13 protein-coding genes and 1 pseudogene are annotated in these 19081 nt (G+C 43.3%); 1 reads left to right on the forward strand and 13 read right to left on the reverse strand.

The window, feature by feature from the left end:
- Positions 1-223 precede the first annotated feature (223 nt).
- Positions 224-1246: a GDSL-type esterase/lipase family protein gene (locus BLV86_RS09410; protein ID WP_090816503.1), complete on the reverse strand. Its 1023-nt coding sequence runs from the start codon at positions 1244-1246 to the stop codon at positions 224-226.
- A 384-nt stretch (positions 1247-1630) separates the two neighbouring features.
- Here BLV86_RS09410 and BLV86_RS09415 point away from each other — a divergent pair, with 384 nt between their 5' ends.
- The gene (locus BLV86_RS09415) at positions 1631-2488 is read left to right on the forward strand and encodes a GDSL-type esterase/lipase family protein (protein WP_175456494.1); all 858 of its coding nucleotides are present in this window, start codon (positions 1631-1633) and stop codon (positions 2486-2488) included.
- Between the two features lie 143 nt (positions 2489-2631).
- Here BLV86_RS09415 and BLV86_RS09420 read toward each other — a convergent pair whose 3' ends face one another.
- The 12 genes and pseudogenes from BLV86_RS09420 to BLV86_RS09475 form a co-directional block, all read right to left on the reverse strand.
- Positions 2632-4182 carry a bifunctional metallophosphatase/5'-nucleotidase gene (locus BLV86_RS09420; protein ID WP_090816508.1) on the reverse strand — a complete coding sequence of 517 codons (1551 nt, stop codon included), beginning with the start codon at positions 4180-4182 and terminating at the stop codon, positions 2632-2634.
- Positions 4183-4249: 67 nt separating this feature from the next.
- The gene (phnE, locus tag BLV86_RS09425; RefSeq protein ID WP_090816510.1) at positions 4250-5059 is read right to left on the reverse strand and encodes a phosphonate ABC transporter, permease protein PhnE; all 810 of its coding nucleotides are present in this window, start codon (positions 5057-5059) and stop codon (positions 4250-4252) included.
- Positions 5060-5071: 12 nt separating this feature from the next.
- Complete coding sequence (phnE, locus tag BLV86_RS09430) at positions 5072-5893, reverse strand: phosphonate ABC transporter, permease protein PhnE (RefSeq protein ID WP_090816512.1); 822 nt, start codon at positions 5891-5893, stop codon at positions 5072-5074.
- On the reverse strand, positions 5890-6642 hold the full coding sequence (phnC, locus tag BLV86_RS09435) for a phosphonate ABC transporter ATP-binding protein (protein WP_031551294.1): 753 nt from the start codon (positions 6640-6642) through the stop codon (positions 5890-5892). Before phnC ends, phnE (BLV86_RS09430) begins: the two co-directional genes overlap by 4 nt.
- 240 nt (positions 6643-6882) lie before the next feature.
- On the reverse strand, positions 6883-8004 hold the full coding sequence (locus BLV86_RS09440; RefSeq protein ID WP_090816514.1) for a phosphate/phosphite/phosphonate ABC transporter substrate-binding protein: 1122 nt from the start codon (positions 8002-8004) through the stop codon (positions 6883-6885).
- Between the two features lie 753 nt (positions 8005-8757).
- Entirely contained in the window at positions 8758-9522 is a 765-nt protein-coding gene (locus tag BLV86_RS09445; protein WP_031551300.1) for an amino acid ABC transporter ATP-binding protein, read from the reverse strand.
- A gap of 96 nt (positions 9523-9618) precedes the next feature.
- Positions 9619-10269 (reverse strand): amino acid ABC transporter permease, encoded by a 651-nt coding sequence (locus BLV86_RS09450; protein WP_031551303.1) that lies wholly within the window; start codon positions 10267-10269, stop codon positions 9619-9621.
- Between the two features lie 292 nt (positions 10270-10561).
- Positions 10562-11488, reverse strand: coding sequence for a DUF3881 family protein (locus BLV86_RS09455; RefSeq protein ID WP_090816516.1), 927 nt, complete (start codon positions 11486-11488; stop codon positions 10562-10564).
- Positions 11489-11796: 308 nt separating this feature from the next.
- Positions 11797-13131, reverse strand: coding sequence for an NADP-specific glutamate dehydrogenase (gene gdhA, locus BLV86_RS09460; protein WP_090816518.1), 1335 nt, complete (start codon positions 13129-13131; stop codon positions 11797-11799).
- 372 nt (positions 13132-13503) lie between these two features.
- Positions 13504-16104: pseudogene (gene adhE / locus BLV86_RS09465) on the reverse strand (bifunctional acetaldehyde-CoA/alcohol dehydrogenase); the annotation flags it as partial.
- Positions 16105-16334: 230 nt separating this feature from the next.
- Positions 16335-17615, reverse strand: coding sequence for an ArsB/NhaD family transporter (locus tag BLV86_RS09470; RefSeq protein ID WP_090816520.1), 1281 nt, complete (start codon positions 17613-17615; stop codon positions 16335-16337).
- A 130-nt stretch (positions 17616-17745) separates the two neighbouring features.
- Positions 17746-19041 (reverse strand): UDP-N-acetylglucosamine 1-carboxyvinyltransferase, encoded by a 1296-nt coding sequence (locus BLV86_RS09475; protein WP_029200763.1) that lies wholly within the window; start codon positions 19039-19041, stop codon positions 17746-17748.
- Positions 19042-19081 lie beyond the last annotated feature (40 nt).

The following is a 19081-nucleotide window of genomic DNA, read 5'->3' on the forward strand; positions in this document are numbered from 1 at the left end:
CCGAGGCGCTTCGGCGGAAAAATATAAAATCGAACCCCTAAGAACCACTAGGCCCTCGCCAATGTCAGAGTTCTCTTTATGACAACTCTGACTTGGCGAGGGGGCTAAGGAAAAAGTAAACCAAGTGGTTCTAAGGGGTCCGATTTTTATTTTTCAACGCCTCAGCTTTACGGCTTTAAATGGATGCCCGACCGCTCTAGCTGAATTCAGTAATTCTTTGAGATCAGAGTCCGAGCTTTGTGAGGGCTGCTCGTTTCATTTCATTTATCCAGTAGATATAGTACTGGTAGTTATAGTGTATCTTCTGGTCTATGCTCCAGCTGTCCGGGAGGTTTCCGTTTCCGTCGCTCATTATTTCCTGGACGTCTATGAAGGTCCATCCGTTTTCGGCACATTTCTGTTTCATGGCAGCATTGAGCATGCGGACTGAATCATTGTTGTAACCGGTCTTCTGGTAGGCTGCGGTCATATAAGTGGTGGAGATGACATTGATATCTATTCCCGGGTTCGCGGCCTGTATCTCTTTTAGGAGAATTTCGTAGTTATTGGCAGCATTGGGATCCGCAAGATCCTTGTAGCCGAAAAAGCTGTAAACGTGCTTGGCTCCGATCATGCCGATGGCTTCGGGAAGTCTGTATCTCTTTCCCTGGATCATGGGATGGATATTCTTTCCGTCATTTGGAAGAAGAGCATTTGCGATACTGTAACCTGCGACTCCAAGGGAAGTGAAACTATCACTTACAACGTCCCCTGCCCCACCGGCCATGTTATATCTTTGGAAATTCTCTGCAACTGAATCACCGATGATGACAGATCCCTGGAAATAGTTCCGAAGAGCTTCTATTTCATCATTTGTAAGATAGGCCACATCTCTCTGCGCCCATTTCTCTGAAACAGAATTAGCTATATTGACCGCGGTTCCGGCAATTTCATTGACAGCAGCTCCCGGGGTCTCGCCTGATACCGTTCCTGCAGCTTCACTGGCAGCAGCTCCCGGGGTCTCGCCTGATGCTGTTCCTGCAGCTTCACTTGCAGCAGTACCTGTGGTATCACCTGATGCTGTTCCAGAAACTTCATTTACAACAGTACCTGTGGTCTCTCCGGCCATAGGTCCCGGCCCCATCATATTGCTTTCCATGTTGCTGACATCAATCCCGTAACCGGCAACTCCTGCCCATACGGGAACTGTCATACTTAATGAAAGTACAGCAGATATTCCTGCAATATAAAGTCTGACTTTCTTCATTACATCTCCTTTTCCACATATATCTCATAACACCAATCGGATGGAAACCCTGCTATATGAACATATGCAAATCATAATCTGTTTACAGTGACTTTTATTATATCGGATTTATCTCATAAATTGTAAATCTATTTCCATAAGAGTACTTACAATTCTTGCCGATAACTTATACATATTTTCTAAAAATTCGATATAATTATTATAATCTGTTAGAATTGTACTAAACACACATAAAAAAATCATTACCGTTAACAGTAAAGCCAATCCGACATGCTTCTGTATGTCGGATATTCAAGCTTCAAAAAACAGAACTATAAGAAGCACCAATCAGATCTGTTTGTCAGAAATAAACGGCGAAAAACATTCTTTTACAAGGGAGTACTTATGAGAATCAATTTCAAAAAAAGTTTTGCAACACTATTGCTTTTGACCGGCATCATGGTCACACAAAGTCTTTCTGCTTTAGCCCAGGGAACCCTCCTTGCCATGACACCCTCTAAAGCTGTAGGTGACCCTTCCGTAGCTGCTTCTGTGGCTGCTGCCAATCCTTCTGGAGTATATACTTTTACCGGTACTACCACTGAACATCAAAACCAGCTTCTGAAACAATATTTCAAAAATTCCGTTATCATTGGCGATTCCATAGGCTGCGGCTGGGGATATCAGGCCATTAAGTATCCTACTGATCCTGTAATGGGAAATTTCCTGTATCTGGCATGTCCCGGATTCTGCGTTCATTCTGCTTTTGACGATACTATAGAAGATCCCGGCACTCCTACATATAAAGGTGTAAAACATCCGGTATGGGAGTCCCTTAAGCTCCTGGCCGAAGATTTTCACCCCGGAGAAACCACTCATATTTATCTTCACTTCGGATACAAGGATCAGAAATGGAATGATACTCCGGAGCTCTACGTTAAGCTTATCCAGACTCTTCAAGAGTATGTTCCTGACTCAGATGTCACTATCATCGGTGCCAGCTACATGTATCCCGGTAAAAGCGGCGGGCCATACACCAGTGAAAATATCAAAAAACTTAATCTTGCAATGCAAAAATATGCCAATACCTATGGCTGGGGTTATGTGAATGTCGGTGATCCTCTCGCCAATAAAAACGGTGATCTGAATCCGGCATACTGCTGTGACGAGTTTATGCACCTTACCGAAGGAGGCTACGATATCTGGAAGAAGTCCCTTATGGGCTACGCCTTTGCAAGAATGGCAGCTGCAGGAATCAGCTGATATTCTGATATAAACATCATCTGGCAATGTCTCCATGACGGAGTTTTGAAAACACAGATTATCATCTCCCCGTCGGAAATCTGAAAACACAGATCATCTCCCCGACGGAGTTCTAAAAAAGCACCGATTTGATCGGTGTTTTTTTAGTATATTACTTCAAACCTGTAATTATCCGGAACAGTCAGTTTCGGATGTTTCCTTATGTACTCCACCAACAGATCCTGAACATTGTCGGGATCCTCGTACACTGCTTTAGCATTGCCGATCATCTCATAGCCTCCGGTTCCGGTGGCTCTGTAATTTGAAGTCACAAGACGGTAGGTTTCACCTTCCTTAAGAGGGGTTCCGTCAAGCTTCCTTAAACGTACTACTCTGCTGCCTACAGGCTTTCTCAGGTCAAAAGCATAATCAAGCCCCGCATAAAAATCATAATTGTAATGCTCGATCTTCGGCTTCATAAAAACATCCGAAATGTATGGCTTTCCTTCCTCGTCAAGCTCCAGATACTGTGCGCATCTTTCCAGAGCTTCCTTAAGTATATCCACTGTAACTTCCTTCACCACTGAGGTATTGGCAAATGTATATGCCGCATAAATATCTCTTATGCTTACACTCTTCTTAAATCCTATTTCGCCATTTCCAAGACTGGTGCAGGAAAAATCACACTCAACTGATTCCAGCTGCACCTGGTTAAAAAGAGCCGCAACCTTACTTCCGTGAAGAGCTATCTCAAGTTTATTTTCAGGCTCTATTTCTTTATCAAACTCTCCGACTGTCTCATCAAGCCACTTTTCAGTGCTTTCTTCCAAAGGCATTATCTTTTCTTGGGCGACTTCATCAGTTTCAGAACCTGTTTTCAAAAGTTTTGAAGAAAAACTGATTTTTCCGTCTTCGCTGTACTCTGCCTTAAGACTGATAAACTCCTCTGCATTGGCTGAAGGCTGAACGCTCCAGGTTCCGTAAAGATCAAGTCCCGGCACAGACATATGCTGATGCCCCGTAAGCATAAGGTCATAATCAAGCTTCCTGCACATTTCACAGGCAATATTCTCCCTGCTGTCGGTAAGACTCCTGCCGGTTTTCAGATCTTCCTCATATCCGCCGTGATATATCAGTATAGTGATGTCGCATCCCGCCTCTTTCATCTCCTTATAGACATTTGAGGCGGATTCAAATGCATCCTTAACCCTGAGCTCCGTAAGGTTTTCCGGCTGTTCCCATACATTTACGTAATCTGTAACAACGCCTGTGATACCAAGTCTGAGGCCATTCGGAAGAGTACATATAACGAATCTTTTATGTCTTATCTCACCCCGGAGATCCTCCACATTGGCAATGAGGAGAGTTGCGTTCATGGCATTAACATAATCACGTATAACATTGTAGCCGAAATTAAAATCGTGATTTCCCAGGGTGTAAAAATCAAGCCCCATGGCGTTAAAAGCCTCAGCCACAGGATGGCAGGAAAACTTCTGTGGATTCTCCAGATAGTTTGTTATAAGCGGAGTTCCCTGAAGACTGTCTCCTCCGTCCATGACCAGTATCTCTTTTTCAACCTTTACTTCGTTTTTTCTTTTCTTTATATCCCGGGCAATGTTTAAAAGTCCGCAGTCTTTTTTCATGCCTGTGGCGTAATCCACAGGCATTACCTTTCCATGTGTATCGGAAGTGAAAAATATTTCAAAGCTTTTCATTTATGATTCTCCAAAAACATTATCTATAAGTCAGCAAAAGGCGGAGAAAACTCTCCGCCCATCTTTATTAACCTCTTGTTAATTTAACACGAATCTTTGTACTGATCCACTCTACGATAAGAACCAGCACCACAAGACCGATCAATATAGAACCCGCTTCATTCCAGCGATATGCATTCATGGCAAAAATAAGCGGTGCACCGATACCACCGGCACCAACAAGACCAAGAACGGTTGCATCTCTGAGGTTTATATCAAAACGATAAATAGCCGTTGATGCAAAGTTCGGCATGAGCTGCGGAAGGATACCGTAAAGTATCTTCTGCCAGGTTGAACATCCCATGGCATCCAGTGATTCCAGGATCTTTGTATCCAGATCCTCGATGGCTTCGATATACATCTTGGAAACCATACCTATGGAGGTCACAGACATTGTCATAAGACCGGCAAAGGGTCCGGGACCTGTAACTCTGATAAACATAAGTCCGTAAACGAATGCAGGCACAGTACGTACTATCATGATGAGTATACGTCCGATAAATGCAACCGGCTTTGGTGTCAGGTTGCTTGCGGATAAAAATGCCAGAGGCACTGAAAAAATGGCACCGACAACCGTTCCCATAAAGGCTATACAGATAGTCTCCACAAGAAGATACGGAACACCTTCGGTTGTAAGATTAAACAGAAGCTCCTGATCCGGATGAACTATACCGTTCAGGATGTTAATGGCCATTTTTCCGCCATTTGCACTGGCGCCTGAGGTTTCCATGGCACCGAGACTCCATATAAGAAGTCCTATAACAATAACAGCTATGGCAAGCTGCCAGATCCAGTCCTTGGGACGGCTCTCATATGCTTTTACAATTCTTTCATCCATACGAGCACCTCCTTAAACAAGCTTCTTACGCGCATAGCGGCTTACAGACTCGATGATAAATACAGTCACAAAGAGCACCAGAAGGATCATTCCGACATTGGGATACTCTCTCCATCCAAGCTGCTCATTGAGAATGAGACCGATACCACCGGCTCCAACGTAACCAAGTACGGCAGCGTAACGAACATTACCCTCAAAATTGTAGAGACTGTTTGAAAGGAATGCCGGCATAACCTGCGGAACTATGGCATGTATAAAGGCTTCGGTTCTGTTAAAGCCCATTGCCTCCATGGCCTCAAATGCTCCCATATCCACAGTCTCAATCTCCTCATACATGATCTTTCCGATGTAAGAAAATGAGAATATCGCAATAGCTGTGGTTCCGGCTATGGTTCCGAGACCAAATATAAATGTAGCTATAAGTGCGCTGACAAGTGTAGGCAGTGTACGGATGATACTGAAGATAAGTCTCATTGCCGCAACTACGAAACGATTTTTGCAAATGTTGGTGGACGCCAGCATTGCAAATGGTAAACATAAAATAGATCCAAGCGCTGAACCGAGAAGAGACATCTTTACTGTATCAAGGATCGGATTAACTATATTTTTGAAATATCCATACTCAGGCGGAAACATACGGTTTAAGATTACAAAAAACTGATTGCCTCTTTTTGCAAGTGTAGCCGGATCAAAGCCTGTTACCCTTATGGAAACGTAACTCATAATAAGTACAAGGATAACGTAAATTGGTGCTCTGGAGCTCTTCTGCTCCACTGATTTTCCGTTGTCCAGAGTATACTTTTTAGGTGGGAAGATTTTATCGTAAATACTCATTCGTTATCCTCCCGTCCTCCCTTGTAGATCTTATCGAGGACTTCCTTATCAACCTCTGATGCAGGTCCGTCATAAATGATCTCACCGGCATTGATACCTATAACTCTTGAGCAGTACTTGAGAGCCAGGTCTACATGGTGGATATTGATAAGGATACTTATGTTCATATCCTTGTTGATACGTGTGAAATCATCCATAACCTGATTTGCAGTTACGGGATCCAGTGCCGCAACCGGCTCATCCGCAAGGATTATCTCAGGATTCTGTGCAAGTGTTCTTGCAAGGGCAACTCTCTGCTGCTGTCCTCCGGAAAGCTGATCCGCACGGACAAAGGCCTTGTCAAGGATTCCTACCTTATCAAGGGCTTCCAGCGCCTTCATCTTTTCATCCTGGTTGTAAATACCGAAAACAGAACGGAACCATGGCATATCAGGAACGAATGCCGTAAGAACATTATTGATAACAGTAGTACGTGTTATCAGGTTGAAAGACTGGAAGATCATACCTATCTTTCTGCGGAAACGACGAAGACTCTTTCCTGAAAGCGTCATAACATCAGTTCCATCCACAGTAAGCTTTCCGCTTGTTACGTCATGCATACGGTTGATGGTACGGATCAATGTTGACTTGCCGGCTCCTGACAAACCGATGATGGCAACAAATTCGCCCTGCTCTATCTCCAGATTGATATGCTTCAGGCCTTCATAGCCATTTGGGTATCTTTTTCCTACATCCTCAAACTTTATCATGGTTATTTCCTTTTCCTGTTATGAAATAAAATTGTTTATTTAACCCAATGTTCCATGTGAATGTTTAAATCGTTAAGCACTCACATCTAATATCGGATAAAAAATAATAAATAATTAGTCGAATTCAGTAATTATCATTATGTCCCGCTAATCCTGATACTCAATTTTACAAAGAAAGAAAGTCCGCATGAATGCAAGCATTCTGCGGACTTTCCGAATCTTTAACGTGTACCGCTTTTATCAGTTCTGACCAAGACGAAGTTCCTTGATAAGATTCTGAGCATCACGAGCAGAATTGTAGTCAGCGTCATTAGCCTCTACATAACCCTTGTGGCTGTAGATAGAGATGATCTCCTTACCCTCTTCTGTGCTTCCGATGTTGATCATAGCCTGCTTGAATGCAGCCTTGAAATCCTCATCCATCATAACGTCAGATACTCTTGAACCTGAGATAGTGTCATTGTAGATTCCTTCTGTAACACCGATAACATTAGTGTCATCCCAGATTGAATTCGGCATTGCATACTCAGCATTCCACTTCTCAACATAATCACGACGTGCATCAGCATATGTGCAAAGTACGTCGATCTGTCCCTGAGCAAGACGTGCAAAAGCTGTACCATATGAATCACACTCTACAGCATGTGCGAGATCTGTGATGTTCTTTCCAAAGTTCTTCTGGATCCAAAGTGCCGGATAAATGTAACCTGCTGAAGATGTAGGTCCCATTACACCCCAGTTAAGACCGTCAAGGTCTTCCCATGTAAGCTCTTCACCGTTGTTTACCTTCTCTGCAACAGCCTTACCGTTATCTGAAGGTCCTGCAATGATAAGTGCGCGGTAGAATGTTACCTGCTTCTCAACTGCCTCTGTAGGCTTCTGATCGTTCCAGTCCTTTGCGCTGTCACTGTCGATTGAAAGACCGTCTCTTGTAGCTGTAAGAAGAACTTCTGCGTCCTGATCATAAAGAACGTAGGTACCGCCGGGGATGAATCCGATATCGATAGTTCCTGCAGCAAGTCCCTCACCAACAGCCTCATAGCTTGTTCCTACTGTGATGTTAACATCCTTGATATTGTAACCAAGAGGAGCCATCTCCTTCTTGATCATCTCCTTAAGGGGTTCTGTAGCTGTAACGATCTCGTCCGGCTCACGTGATGGAACGAATGCTACATTAAGCACGTCTACGTCCTTTGCATCTGCAGGTGCTTCTACAGCTTCCTTCTTCTCTCCCTCTGCTCCTGCAGCAGTTGTCTCCTGTGCTGCCTTTGTTGACTCAGTTGCAGGTGTTGATGATCCACAACCTACAAGTGTTGATGCCGCAATTAAAGCAGCCATAACTAAAGAAATAGATTTCCTCATTCTTCTCCTCCTGGCTTGAAGCGTTTAGCTTCCTATGTTTTTTTACAGCGTTTCCGCTGTCTGTCCAAAACTTTAAAGAGTATATCTAAGGTTTTGGAATGTGGCAATACATTACACAACAATTATATATAAAATTTGAAAGTTTGCCATAGTTTTTGGTTATATAATGGTACAGAAAATGCAAGGGACGGGTGACGGGCCACGAAGTTGAAAGAACAACACGGTCGGAATGTTCGTCCCAGCTGCACTGGCGTGCATCTGTGCCGTACATTCCGACCGTGTTGTTCTTTCAGTTCGCAGCCCTAGCCACCCATCCCTTGCATTTTCTTCACGTTTTCTTTTTATTTTAAAAAAATAAGTGCAGATGTCAGAGTTTATTATTCTCTAACATCTGCACTTTTTAGGTTTAAATACGTCACTAATCAATTTTTTTCATTTTCACAATTGATTATATTAACAAATTTTATCCACACATTTTATGCAACATTTTTTTATCCACATAGTTGTCCACAATTATGCAAATTATTCCACATTTTATGTGGAATAAACGTAAATTAAACTGAATTACATCTTCATAAAATCTGCATTCATAATGGTTTTTCCACATTTCAATTGCTTCCAGTAATAGCGTTTTGACTCATATCAGATAATTCCAAATTTTCAGTCATCAAGAACAGGCGCTTTGAGATTGTTGACTTAATTGTGAAGAATATGAATATGTAGTCAATGTGCTAAACATTTACTACGACAACTTTACAGGATATCCTTATATCGGCCGAGGAAGGTCTGCATGCGCTCGTTTTCGGAGTTGAAGACTTCTTCGGCGGAGCCTTGCTCGACGATTACTCCGTCGGCCATGAAGATAACTTTGTCGGAAATGTCTCTGGCGAAGGACATTTCGTGGGTTACTATGACCATGGCGATCTTAAGATCCTTCAGAGATTTAATGACCTTCAGGACTTCGCCGGTAAGTTCGGGGTCCAGGGCGCTGGTGGGCTCATCGAAAAAGAGGACCTTTGGATTAAGGGCAAGGGCTCTTGCGATTGCTACTCTCTGCTGCTGTCCTCCGGAAAGCTGAAATGGATAGTAGTTTGCTTTATCACTTAATCCCATTTTTTCCAGTAGCTCCATTCCGATCTTTTCGGCTTCGGCTTTTGATTTTTTCTGGACATTTATCACCGCATCAGTAACATTCTGCATTACATTCCAGTGCGGGAACAGATTGAACTGCTGGAAAACGAGTCCGAATACGGAACTTACTTTTCTTATGGTTTTTTTATCTGCATATGCAGCCTTACCGTTGGGATCATTCTCGGCAACTATAGTATCCTCATACTTAAGTGTACCTGAGTCCATTGTTTCCAAAAGGGTTGCACACCTTAAAAGTGTAGACTTTCCCGAACCGGAGGGTCCGATTATGGATACTATCTCACCGTCTTTTACTTCAAGACTAATATCTCTTAATACTTGCAGATTATCGAAGCTTTTTTTCACATGCTCCATTTCCAAAAGATTCATTTTATTATCTCCGTTATTGAATTCATCGCCCCATAAAATTTTTGTCTACTTAAGGGCCGAGGATGCATATCAAATTTTCACAAAAAATCCGAATTTTTATTTATAGTAGTCAAGTTTCTTTTCTGCCTTATCCATGAGAAACGCCACTACGAAATTGAACACATAATAAAACAATCCCGCAACAATAAGCGGTGTCATGGAGGTCTGACTTGAGGATAATGCCTTTGCCTTTGTGAACATTTCCATTACTGAGATTGAGAAGGCCAGGGAGGTATCCTTGACAAGTGTTATAACTTCATTGGTAACAGACGGAAGGATTCGTTTGATAACCTGCGGAAGGATGATCCTCACAAAGGTCTGGAATTTGCTGTATCCGAGAAGTGTGGCAGCCTCGTACTGTCCTACAGGCATTGACTGTATTCCTGATCTGTAGATCTCAGCGAAGTAGGCAGCGTAATTGATTATGAAGCCTATATAAACAGCAGAATGTCTGTATGTGGGACTAAGCTTTATATTAAAGAGATAGTAAGGTCCGTAATATACAACAAAAAGCTGAAGCATAAGAGGTGTTCCCCTCATTATGGATATATATATCTTTGTTATGCTGCTGATAATGTTATTCTTTGACATCCTTCCAAAGGCTATAACAAGTCCCAGCGGAAGACTGAAAAGAAGTGTTATCAAAAAAATCCTTACCGATACGGCAAGACCTTCCAGTAATTCTATTATTATCTGTGAAAGAACCATGTTTTCCTCCAACTTATTTCCTTTAACGTGTTTCTGTCTGATTATACATAACGCTTTAGTTCAATGCAATGATAAATCGCTAAATCAAGTGTATCACTGAAAGCCGGAAGGGACAGTTCTCGCCGGCGAGAACCATCCCAATGGATTTACGATTTCGCTATTCCTTCTTCCAGCCTACATCTCGCGATGTAAACCTTTGGATTCGGTTCGGGATTCGCTGGCAACTACGTCCCTTGTGGACTTTTAACAAACATTTGACGACATGCCCGACATACAAAAAGATGCTGTGGTGTTATCCCACAGCATCTGCGTTATCGTCATCAGCCTGACCATCCGAATCATTCTCAATGAATTCAAGATTGCCCTGCATCCATATTTTTCCTTTAAATCTTCTTCCCACAGCCGGGATGCCCACGAGATCCGACTCATTGATGGCAACATGGAAGATACAGTCGTTGCAGCTGATCTTCATATCCACCACATTTTCATGGGTGTAAACATTCTCCTTTACTCTGAGAGAAACTATCTCTCCAAGGATGGAATATATATCACACTCCACACCCGTCGGCATGAATGTCGTTTCTACTATGCTGTATAAATCTTCTGTAACTATGCGCTGATGGAGCTCGTTAAACATATTGATATCCGTTTCGGTAAGAGTATCAATTGCTTCCTGGTCTCCCTGCCTTGCGGCTTCAAACAGTCTTCTGCGCTCATTGCTTTGTCTTTTTACAGCTTCAGGATCTTCATCCTTCTTCTCTATCGGTAAAAGGATCTTTCCGTCGCTGGCAAGTCCTGTAAGAAATGCCTGTCTTGCTTTTACATGCATATCCATTTTTTGGAGTTCTCTGAGCTGTACTGAGTTGGTCACATAAAAAATCAGTGTGATACCTGACTTAAAGTCTTCAAGTACTCCTGCATAAGTTTCCTTTTCCAGATGTCTCTCCACAGATCCTGCTTCTGTCAATGTTCCATCATAGGATCTCATATACGGAAAATAATATTTCCTGTGAAAAACACCGTCGGGAGTTCTCTCTCCCACAACCGCAATACCCATGGAAGGTGCCACCGGAAGCTGATACTGCTCAATGACTGAACCCTCGTTACCATTGATGATAAGAGTCCGGTACTTGTCATTAACAGCACGCTCCAAAAGCGGCTCAAGCTGCATGTCCGTTTGTATTTTTGAAAATCCGATCGTTTTCAGAAAATTATGCATCTATAACCCCTTTAGACTGCAATCTGAATAATCTTATATTTTCCCGTAAAAATCAAATGCTTTTCAACAGAATGAACGTCTACCAATCTGAAACTCAATTGATTTCATTTAGAAATGTAAGATAATTACATTTACGGGAATAACCAATGAAAGCCAGGTGTTAAATACACCTGACTTTCGTATATTACTATATCAGTTTCTTAATTGCAAGCAATCTCAGAATCCCTGCATCAGTCTATCATAATACCTGCTGATACTCCGTTTACGGGATCGGCGGCATTACACAAATCCATCAGCAAAAAGTAATATTATACCAGTCCCTGAGCGAGCATTGCATCAGCAACCTTCTCAAAACCTGCAATGTTGGCACCAACTACGAAGTTGCCCTCATAGCCATACTTCTCAGCTGCAGCTGCAACGTTCTTGTAGATATTTGTCATGATATCCTTAAGCTTTCCGTCAACCTCTTCGAAGGTCCAGCTGAGTCTCTCAGAGTTCTGAGACATCTCAAGAGCTGAAACTGCAACACCGCCGGCATTAGCTGCCTTAGCAGGCATGAAGAGGATCTTTGCTGCAAGGTAAGCATCGATGGCATCTGAATCAGATGGCATGTTAGCACCCTCTGCAACTGCCCAGCATCCGTTGGCAAGAAGCTTCTTGGCATCCTCACCGTTGATTTCATTCTGTGTTGCGCAAGGAAGAGCGATATCGCACTTAACGCCCCAAGGTCTCTCACCCTCATGGTACTCTGAACCGGGAACTCTCTTTGCATACTCGCTGATTCTTGCTCTCTCTACCTGCTTGATCTGGCAGAGAACGTCAAAGTTGATTCCGTTAGGATCATAAACGTATCCGTTAGAATCAGAACATGTAACAACCTTTGCTCCAAGTGCGGTTGCCTTCTGGATAGCATACTGTGCAACGTTTCCTGAACCTGAAACAACTACTGTTGCTCCGTTAAGAGACTTACCTGCTGCCCTTACCATCTCGTCTGTGATATAAACAAGTCCGTATCCTGTAGCCTCAGGTCTTGCAAGTGATCCACCGAAGCTGAGTCCCTTACCTGTGAGAACACCCTCGTAGAGGTTTGTGAGTCTCTTGTACTGTCCGAAAAGGTATCCAACCTCACGTCCGCCTACACCGATGTCTCCTGCAGGAACGTCTGTGTCTTTACCGATATACTTGAAAAGCTCTGTCATGAAGCTCTGGCAGAAACGCATAACCTCTGACTCTGACTTTCCGTGAGGATCAAAATCAGAACCACCCTTGCCGCCGCCGATAGGAAGACCTGTAAGAGAATTCTTTAAGATCTGCTCGAAGCCAAGGAATTTGAGAATTGACTGTGTAACTGAAGGATGGAAACGAAGACCGCCCTTGTATGGTCCGATAGCAGAGTTAAACTGCACTCTATAGCCAAGATTTACATGGTTTACACCCTTGTCATCTGTCCAAGGTACTCTGAATGTAATGATTCTTTCCGGCTCTACAAATCTCTCAAGGAGAGCATTCTTTCTGTATACATCCTCGTTCTTCTCTACGATAGGATCCAGAGAATCAAGAATTCTCTTTGCAGCCTCAAGAAACTCCGGCTCATTTGAATGTTTAGCCTTTAAATTTTCGTAAACTTCTGTAACATAAGACATAAGATTTTCCTCCTTCAGGAAATACTTCTTAATTTAAAAAAATCCGGTGCCAGGACAGACCACGCCCCCTCTTCCTGAAAGGCGCCCCCATTGGCTCCGAATCGTTTGCTTTACATGAATCAATATAGCACGTTATAACTTTAGAGTAAACAAAAAATAACAGACATAACTAAATGGTATGATTGGTTTATGTATATAAAAGAAGCTGTGTGAGATATAGATCTCACACAGCTTCACTTTATGAACTTGTTGCCACAAGGTTCATCATTTTATGAATATCAAAGTAAGATAGCGCATAGCTAAGTATTACTCTGTATACTCCTTTACGCAACCAAGTATCTCTACAGGGGTTTTGTCGTTCTTCTTGTACTTCTTTCCGTAGAAGGCAAGCATGTAGATTTCCTTGAGGTCTGAGATCAGCGGGTAGCGGGGATTAGCGCCGGTACACTGGTCGTCGAAGGCCTTGACACTCATTTCATCGAGGGTCTTTAAGAAATCTTCTTCTGTTACGTTGTAGTCCTGTATTCTTTCCTTAACGCCTACTGTCTTCTTGAGTTCTGTGATCTTCTCGCAGAGCTTCTCAACAGCCTTTGCATCGTCCTTCTCGTTAATGCCTACGAAACGTGCACACTCAGCATATCTCTTAAGTGTGTGAGGATACTCATACTGAGGGAATGTTCCCATCTTTGGCGGCTGCTCTGATGCGTTATATCTGATTACAGCATTAAGAAGCAGTGCGTTTGCAAGTCCGTGAGGGATGTGGTGGAATGCGCCAAGCTTGTGAGCCATGGAGTGACAGATTCCAAGGAATGCATTGGCGAAAGCCATACCTGCCATGCAGGAAGCATTGGCCATCTCATCACGTGCCTTGATGTTTGTAGGCTCGTTGTAGGCTGTAGGAAGGTAATCAAATACTCTCTTCATAGCCTGAAGTGCGAGACCGTCTGTATATGGTGAAGCCATCATACTTGCGTATGCCTCAAGAGCGTGTACAAGTACGTCGATTCCGGATGCAGCTGTAAGTCCTCTTGGCTGTGTCATCATGTTGTCTGTGTCAACGATGGCAATGTTAGGAAGAAGCTCGTAGTCAGTGATAGGATACTTTGTTCCTGTCTCCTCATCTGTGATAACCGCGAACGGTGTAACCTCTGAACCTGTTCCAGAAGATGTAGGGATAGCTATAAACAGAGCCTTCTCGCCCATCTTAGGGAACTGGTAAACCTTCTTACGGATATCGATGTAACGCATAGCCATGTCAGCGAACTTTACTTCAGGATGCTCGTAAAGAACCCACATGATCTTTGCTGCGTCCATTGCTGAACCGCCGCCGAATGCGATGATGGTGTCAGGATTGTAACGTGCCATCTGCTCAGCACCTTCAGTTGCATTTGCAAGTGTAGGATCAGGCTGAACATGAGAGAATACTCTGTAGTCGATTCCCATCTCATGAAGCTTATCTGTTATAGGCTTGATGTATCCTGCCTGATCAAGGAAGGAGTCTGTTACCAGGAACACCTTCTTCTTATCGTAAACGTCCTTAAGCTCACTGAGGGCTACAGGCATACAGCCCTTCTTGAAATAAACCTTCTCAGGTGTTCTGAACCAGAGCATATTCTCTCTCCTCTCTGCAACTGTCTTGTAGTTTAAAAGATGCTTGATACCAACGTTCTCCGATACGGAGTTTCCGCCGTAAGAACCGCATCCCAGTGTAAGAGAAGGAGCAACCTTAAAGTTATAGAGATCACCGATTCCACCATGTGAAGACGGCATGTTGAGAAGTATTCTGCAGGCATGCATTGCAACTGCGTGCTTATGAATCTTCTCAGTCTCTCTGGGATCAATGAAGATAGATGCTGTGTGTCCGGGGCCTCCGTCCATGAGAAGGAGCTCTGCATTCTTAATAGCAGCATCGAAATCCTTTGCCTTGTACATTCCGAGAACAGGTGAAAGCTTCTCGTGTGCAAATGGCTCTGCCTTTGTGTTATCTGAAACCTCTCCTATGATAACCTTCTTATCGTGAGGGATCTTTACGCCGGCAAGCTCAGCGATCTTCCATGCAGGCTGTCCAACGATCTTGGCATTGAGTGAGCCGTTGATAATGATGGTCTTTCCAACCTTCTCACGCTCCTCCTTGTTAAGGAAGTATGCGCCTCTGTACTCCAGCTCTTTCTTTACCTTATCGTAAACGTCTGCAACAACGGTTATTGACTGCTCTGATGCACAAATCATACCGTTATCAAATGTCTTTGAATGAAGGATAGAGGAAACTGCCATCTCGATATCGGCTGTAGAATCGATGATACATGGGTTGTTTCCTGCACCAACTCCGAGAGCCGGTGTTCCTGATGAATAAGCTGCGTTAACCATTCCCGGTCCGCCGGTAGCAAGGATGCAGTCAGCATCATGCATGATCTCTGATGTCATCTCCAGTGACGGCTCATCGATCCATCCGATGATGTTCTCAGGTGCACCTGCTGCAACTGCTGCGTCAAGTACGATCTTTGCTGCAAGGCTTGTACACTTCTTAGCTCTTGGGTGCGGGCTGATGATGATACCGTTTCTTGTCTTAAGGCAAAGCAATGTCTTGAAAATAGCTGTTGATGTAGGGTTTGTTGTAGGGATAACGGCAGCGATAAGTCCCAAAGGCTCGGCAACTGTCTTTGTTCCGAACGCAGGATCCTCATCGATAACTCCGCAGGTCTGTACATTCTTGTATTTATTATAGATGTACTCAGCTGCATAGTTGTTCTTGATAACCTTATCCTCAACTACGCCCATTCCTGTTTCTTCTACAGCCATCTGCGCAAGCTCTATACGCATCTGGTTTGCTGCTGTAGCTGCTGCATTGAAGATCTTGTCAACCTGTTCCTGACTGTAAGTCGCGAACTTCTCCTGAGCCTCACGAACTACCTGGATCTTCTGAAGCAATGAATCCATGTCATTTACAACTTCCGGATTTTTTACTTTACTCATGTGATTTCCTCTTTTCTGTGGCAACAATAGTTTCTGAAAAATAATTTCACGAATCTGTTCTGATTCGTTTGTTATTTTTTTATCAATCTATGGACATAGTATATTTCCTAAATCTCTCCTTGTCAATACAAATTGACATTTTTTTAACATTCTTTTAATAATTTACAGAGCTTTCATATATCCACAATACATCAAAATCATATGAAATGGTGAAATATTGACCGGCTGTTTCAATGCCAGAAAACCCATATAAAAAGGTAGCCTGTTGTAGCTGCAACCAATGTGAAAGGAAGCCCTATCTTCATAAAATCTCCAAAAGACACTTCATGACCACCTTTCTTCAGCATACCTACTGCCGTGATATTGGCACTTGCCCCTATCGGTGTAATGTTTCCTCCCAGGGTAGCACCTGTAAGAAGTCCGAAGTAAAGCACATAAGGCTCGATACCCAGAAGAGAGGTAATACCCGTCAGTATAGGAAGCATGGTAGCAACATACGGAATATTGTCGATAAAGGCAGAAAACAATACAGAACCCCATACTATGATGGTGTACAGTAAAAACAGATTATCTCCGCCTGCATCTACTATGAGTTTTGCCGCATCATCTATAAGTCCCACATCGGTTATTCCGCGGATAACCACGAAAAGACCGCAAAGAACAAATAATGTTTCAAAATCAACCGACGCCATGGCACGTCTGAGATTTGTAATGCTTCTCCTGGTAACGTAATCGTAAATCAGACATATAACCGCGATGACCATACATATGGCACCGTTTGTTATTGACGGAGTATCCGGAATGAAAGATGCGATAATGAGACATACAACTATTCCGCAAAGTGCGATAGTGGGAAACTTATCCTCCACAACGGTTTTTTCATTTGCCTCAACCGGCTGGGTGAGCTTATGAAAAAGAAACATCATTACAGGTACTGTCATGATCGCTCCAAGCTCAACAGCCCAGAAAATTCCGGGACGTCCCTTCATCCAGAAGAATTCCATGAAGTTCATGTTTGCGTAATCACCAAGCATGATAGACGTTGTATCACCTACCAGTGTTGCAGCTCCCTGAAGATTGGAGGAAACAGCCACCGAAAGAATCATGGATACCGGTGAGATGTCCAGCTTCTTACATATTGCAAGGCCCACCGGCGCTATCATGAGAACTGTGGCAACATTATCTATAAATGCCGAAACAGCTCCCGAGAAGAGCGACATGAGTATGATTACCCACATCACATTAGGACATTTATCCAGAATGATGTCAGCCATCAGGTTAGGCATCTTCGATTCGATAAAGAAGAAAACCACTAACATGGTTCCGCCTATCATCATGAGAACGTTCCAGTTAACAACGGAAAGAATGTACATAAAATCTCTCCGCATTATTCCAAGAACCACAAAGGCTGCTGCAACCGCCCAGATCGTAAATAACTTCCATTCGGATTTCACGATCATAACCACATACATCAGGATAAATAATGCTAAAGCAACATATTTTATTTCCAAAATTAACCCCCTTCAAAAAAATACAAAGAAGGAGACTGTTGATCCTCTCACCAGTCTCCTTCTGCATTATAATATTTTATTCATGGCATACATGTCTTCAGGAATCTATGAGACCACTATCTTCCCTGTATCATCCGATCTTCAGCCTGAACTTCTGCGCGGCTCTGTCTGAATTAACAAGAGATATCTCTGCGCCTAAGGTCTGAAGCTTCTTCTCGAAATGCTCATATCCTCTCTGGATATAACCGATCTCATTAACCGTTGTTATACCTTCGGCACAAAGTCCCGCAATAACAAGGGCTGCTCCCGCTCTAAGGTCAAGGGCATTGACGCTGGCACCGGTGAATTTCTTAACTCCGTCTATAACAGAAACATTACCCTCTACTTTTATGTTTGAACCCATGCGGGCAAGCTCGTCAACATACTTGAATCTGTTTTCAAAAATAGATTCTGTCACCACAGAAGTGCCCTCTGCAAGTGCAAGAGTAACCGACATCTGAGGCTGCATATCTGTAGGGAAACCGGGATACGGCAGGGTCTTTACATCTGTCGGATGCTGTACCTCTGCACCGATGACACGTACTGCCTCATCGTACTCATAAACAGTATTTCCCATTTCAATAAGCTTTGCCGAAATTGATTCCAGATGCTTGGGAATAACATTCTTGATAAGTACATCGCCTCTGGTTGCTGCTGCCGCACACATAAAGGTACCGGCTTCTATCTGGTCGGGGATAACCGCATAGGTTGTTCCATGAAGTCTCTTTACACCCTTGACACGGATGGTATCCGTACCCGCACCCCTGATATTGGCTCCCATGGAATTCAGGAAGTTTGCAACATCAACTATATGTGGCTCCTTGGCTACATTCTCAATGATAGTTCTGCCTTCGGCAAGGGCCGCTGCAAGCATGATATTGATGGTAGCTCCTACAGATACAACATCCAGATAAATATGCGATGCCTTAAGTCCATTCGGTGCATCTGCCTGCACACATCCGTTCTTGATCTCGACATTGGTTCCCAGAGCCCTGAAGCCCTTGATATGCTGATCGATAGGTCTCGAACCTATGGCACAGCCTCCCGGAAGAGGAACTATGGCCTTGTGATATTTTCCAAGCAATGAACCTATAAAATAGTAAGACGCTCTGATCTTACGTATGTATTCATCATCTATGGAAACATCCTGTACCTCTGAAGCATTGATAAGAGCTGTATGCCGGTCAATTCGTTTAACTGTAGCGCCAACTTCCTTCAGCGCCTCCAGCATAACATTGATATCTCTTACGTCCGGCAGGTTCTCTATCGTAACATCTTCATCTGTTAAAAGCGCTCCGGCAATGATGCCCAATGCAGCATTCTTTGCCCCGCCTATCACGACTTCTCCGTGAAGGGGTTTTCCGCCTTTCATGATAAACTGTTCCATATATCTCCTTAAGTCAGTAGTATATTCAGCAAAAGAGTAT

The organism is Oribacterium sp. KHPX15 (assembly GCF_900107835.1).
In the GTDB taxonomy this organism is placed as follows: domain Bacteria; phylum Bacillota; class Clostridia; order Lachnospirales; family Lachnospiraceae; genus Oribacterium.

Coding starts and splice junctions, on each gene's coding strand:
- phnE (WP_090816512.1), bottom strand. CDS start 5,893: ATGAGTATTTACGATAAAATCTTCCCACCTAAAAAGTATACTCTGGAC.
- BLV86_RS09440 (WP_090816514.1), bottom strand. CDS start 8,004: ATGAGGAAATCTATTTCTTTAGTTATGGCTGCTTTAATTGCGGCATCA.
- BLV86_RS09450 (WP_031551303.1), bottom strand. CDS start 10,269: ATGGTTCTTTCACAGATAATAATAGAATTACTGGAAGGTCTTGCCGTA.
- gdhA (WP_090816518.1), bottom strand. CDS start 13,131: ATGTCTTATGTTACAGAAGTTTACGAAAATTTAAAGGCTAAACATTCA.
- phnC (WP_031551294.1), bottom strand. CDS start 6,642: ATGATAAAGTTTGAGGATGTAGGAAAAAGATACCCAAATGGCTATGAA.
- BLV86_RS09410 (WP_090816503.1), bottom strand. CDS start 1,246: ATGAAGAAAGTCAGACTTTATATTGCAGGAATATCTGCTGTACTTTCA.
- BLV86_RS09445 (WP_031551300.1), bottom strand. CDS start 9,522: ATGAATCTTTTGGAAATGGAGCATGTGAAAAAAAGCTTCGATAATCTG.
- BLV86_RS09420 (WP_090816508.1), bottom strand. CDS start 4,182: ATGAAAAGCTTTGAAATATTTTTCACTTCCGATACACATGGAAAGGTA.
- BLV86_RS09455 (WP_090816516.1), bottom strand. CDS start 11,488: ATGCATAATTTTCTGAAAACGATCGGATTTTCAAAAATACAAACGGAC.
- BLV86_RS09415 (WP_175456494.1), top strand. CDS start 1,631: ATGAGAATCAATTTCAAAAAAAGTTTTGCAACACTATTGCTTTTGACC.
- phnE (WP_090816510.1), bottom strand. CDS start 5,059: ATGGATGAAAGAATTGTAAAAGCATATGAGAGCCGTCCCAAGGACTGG.
- BLV86_RS09475 (WP_029200763.1), bottom strand. CDS start 19,041: ATGGAACAGTTTATCATGAAAGGCGGAAAACCCCTTCACGGAGAAGTC.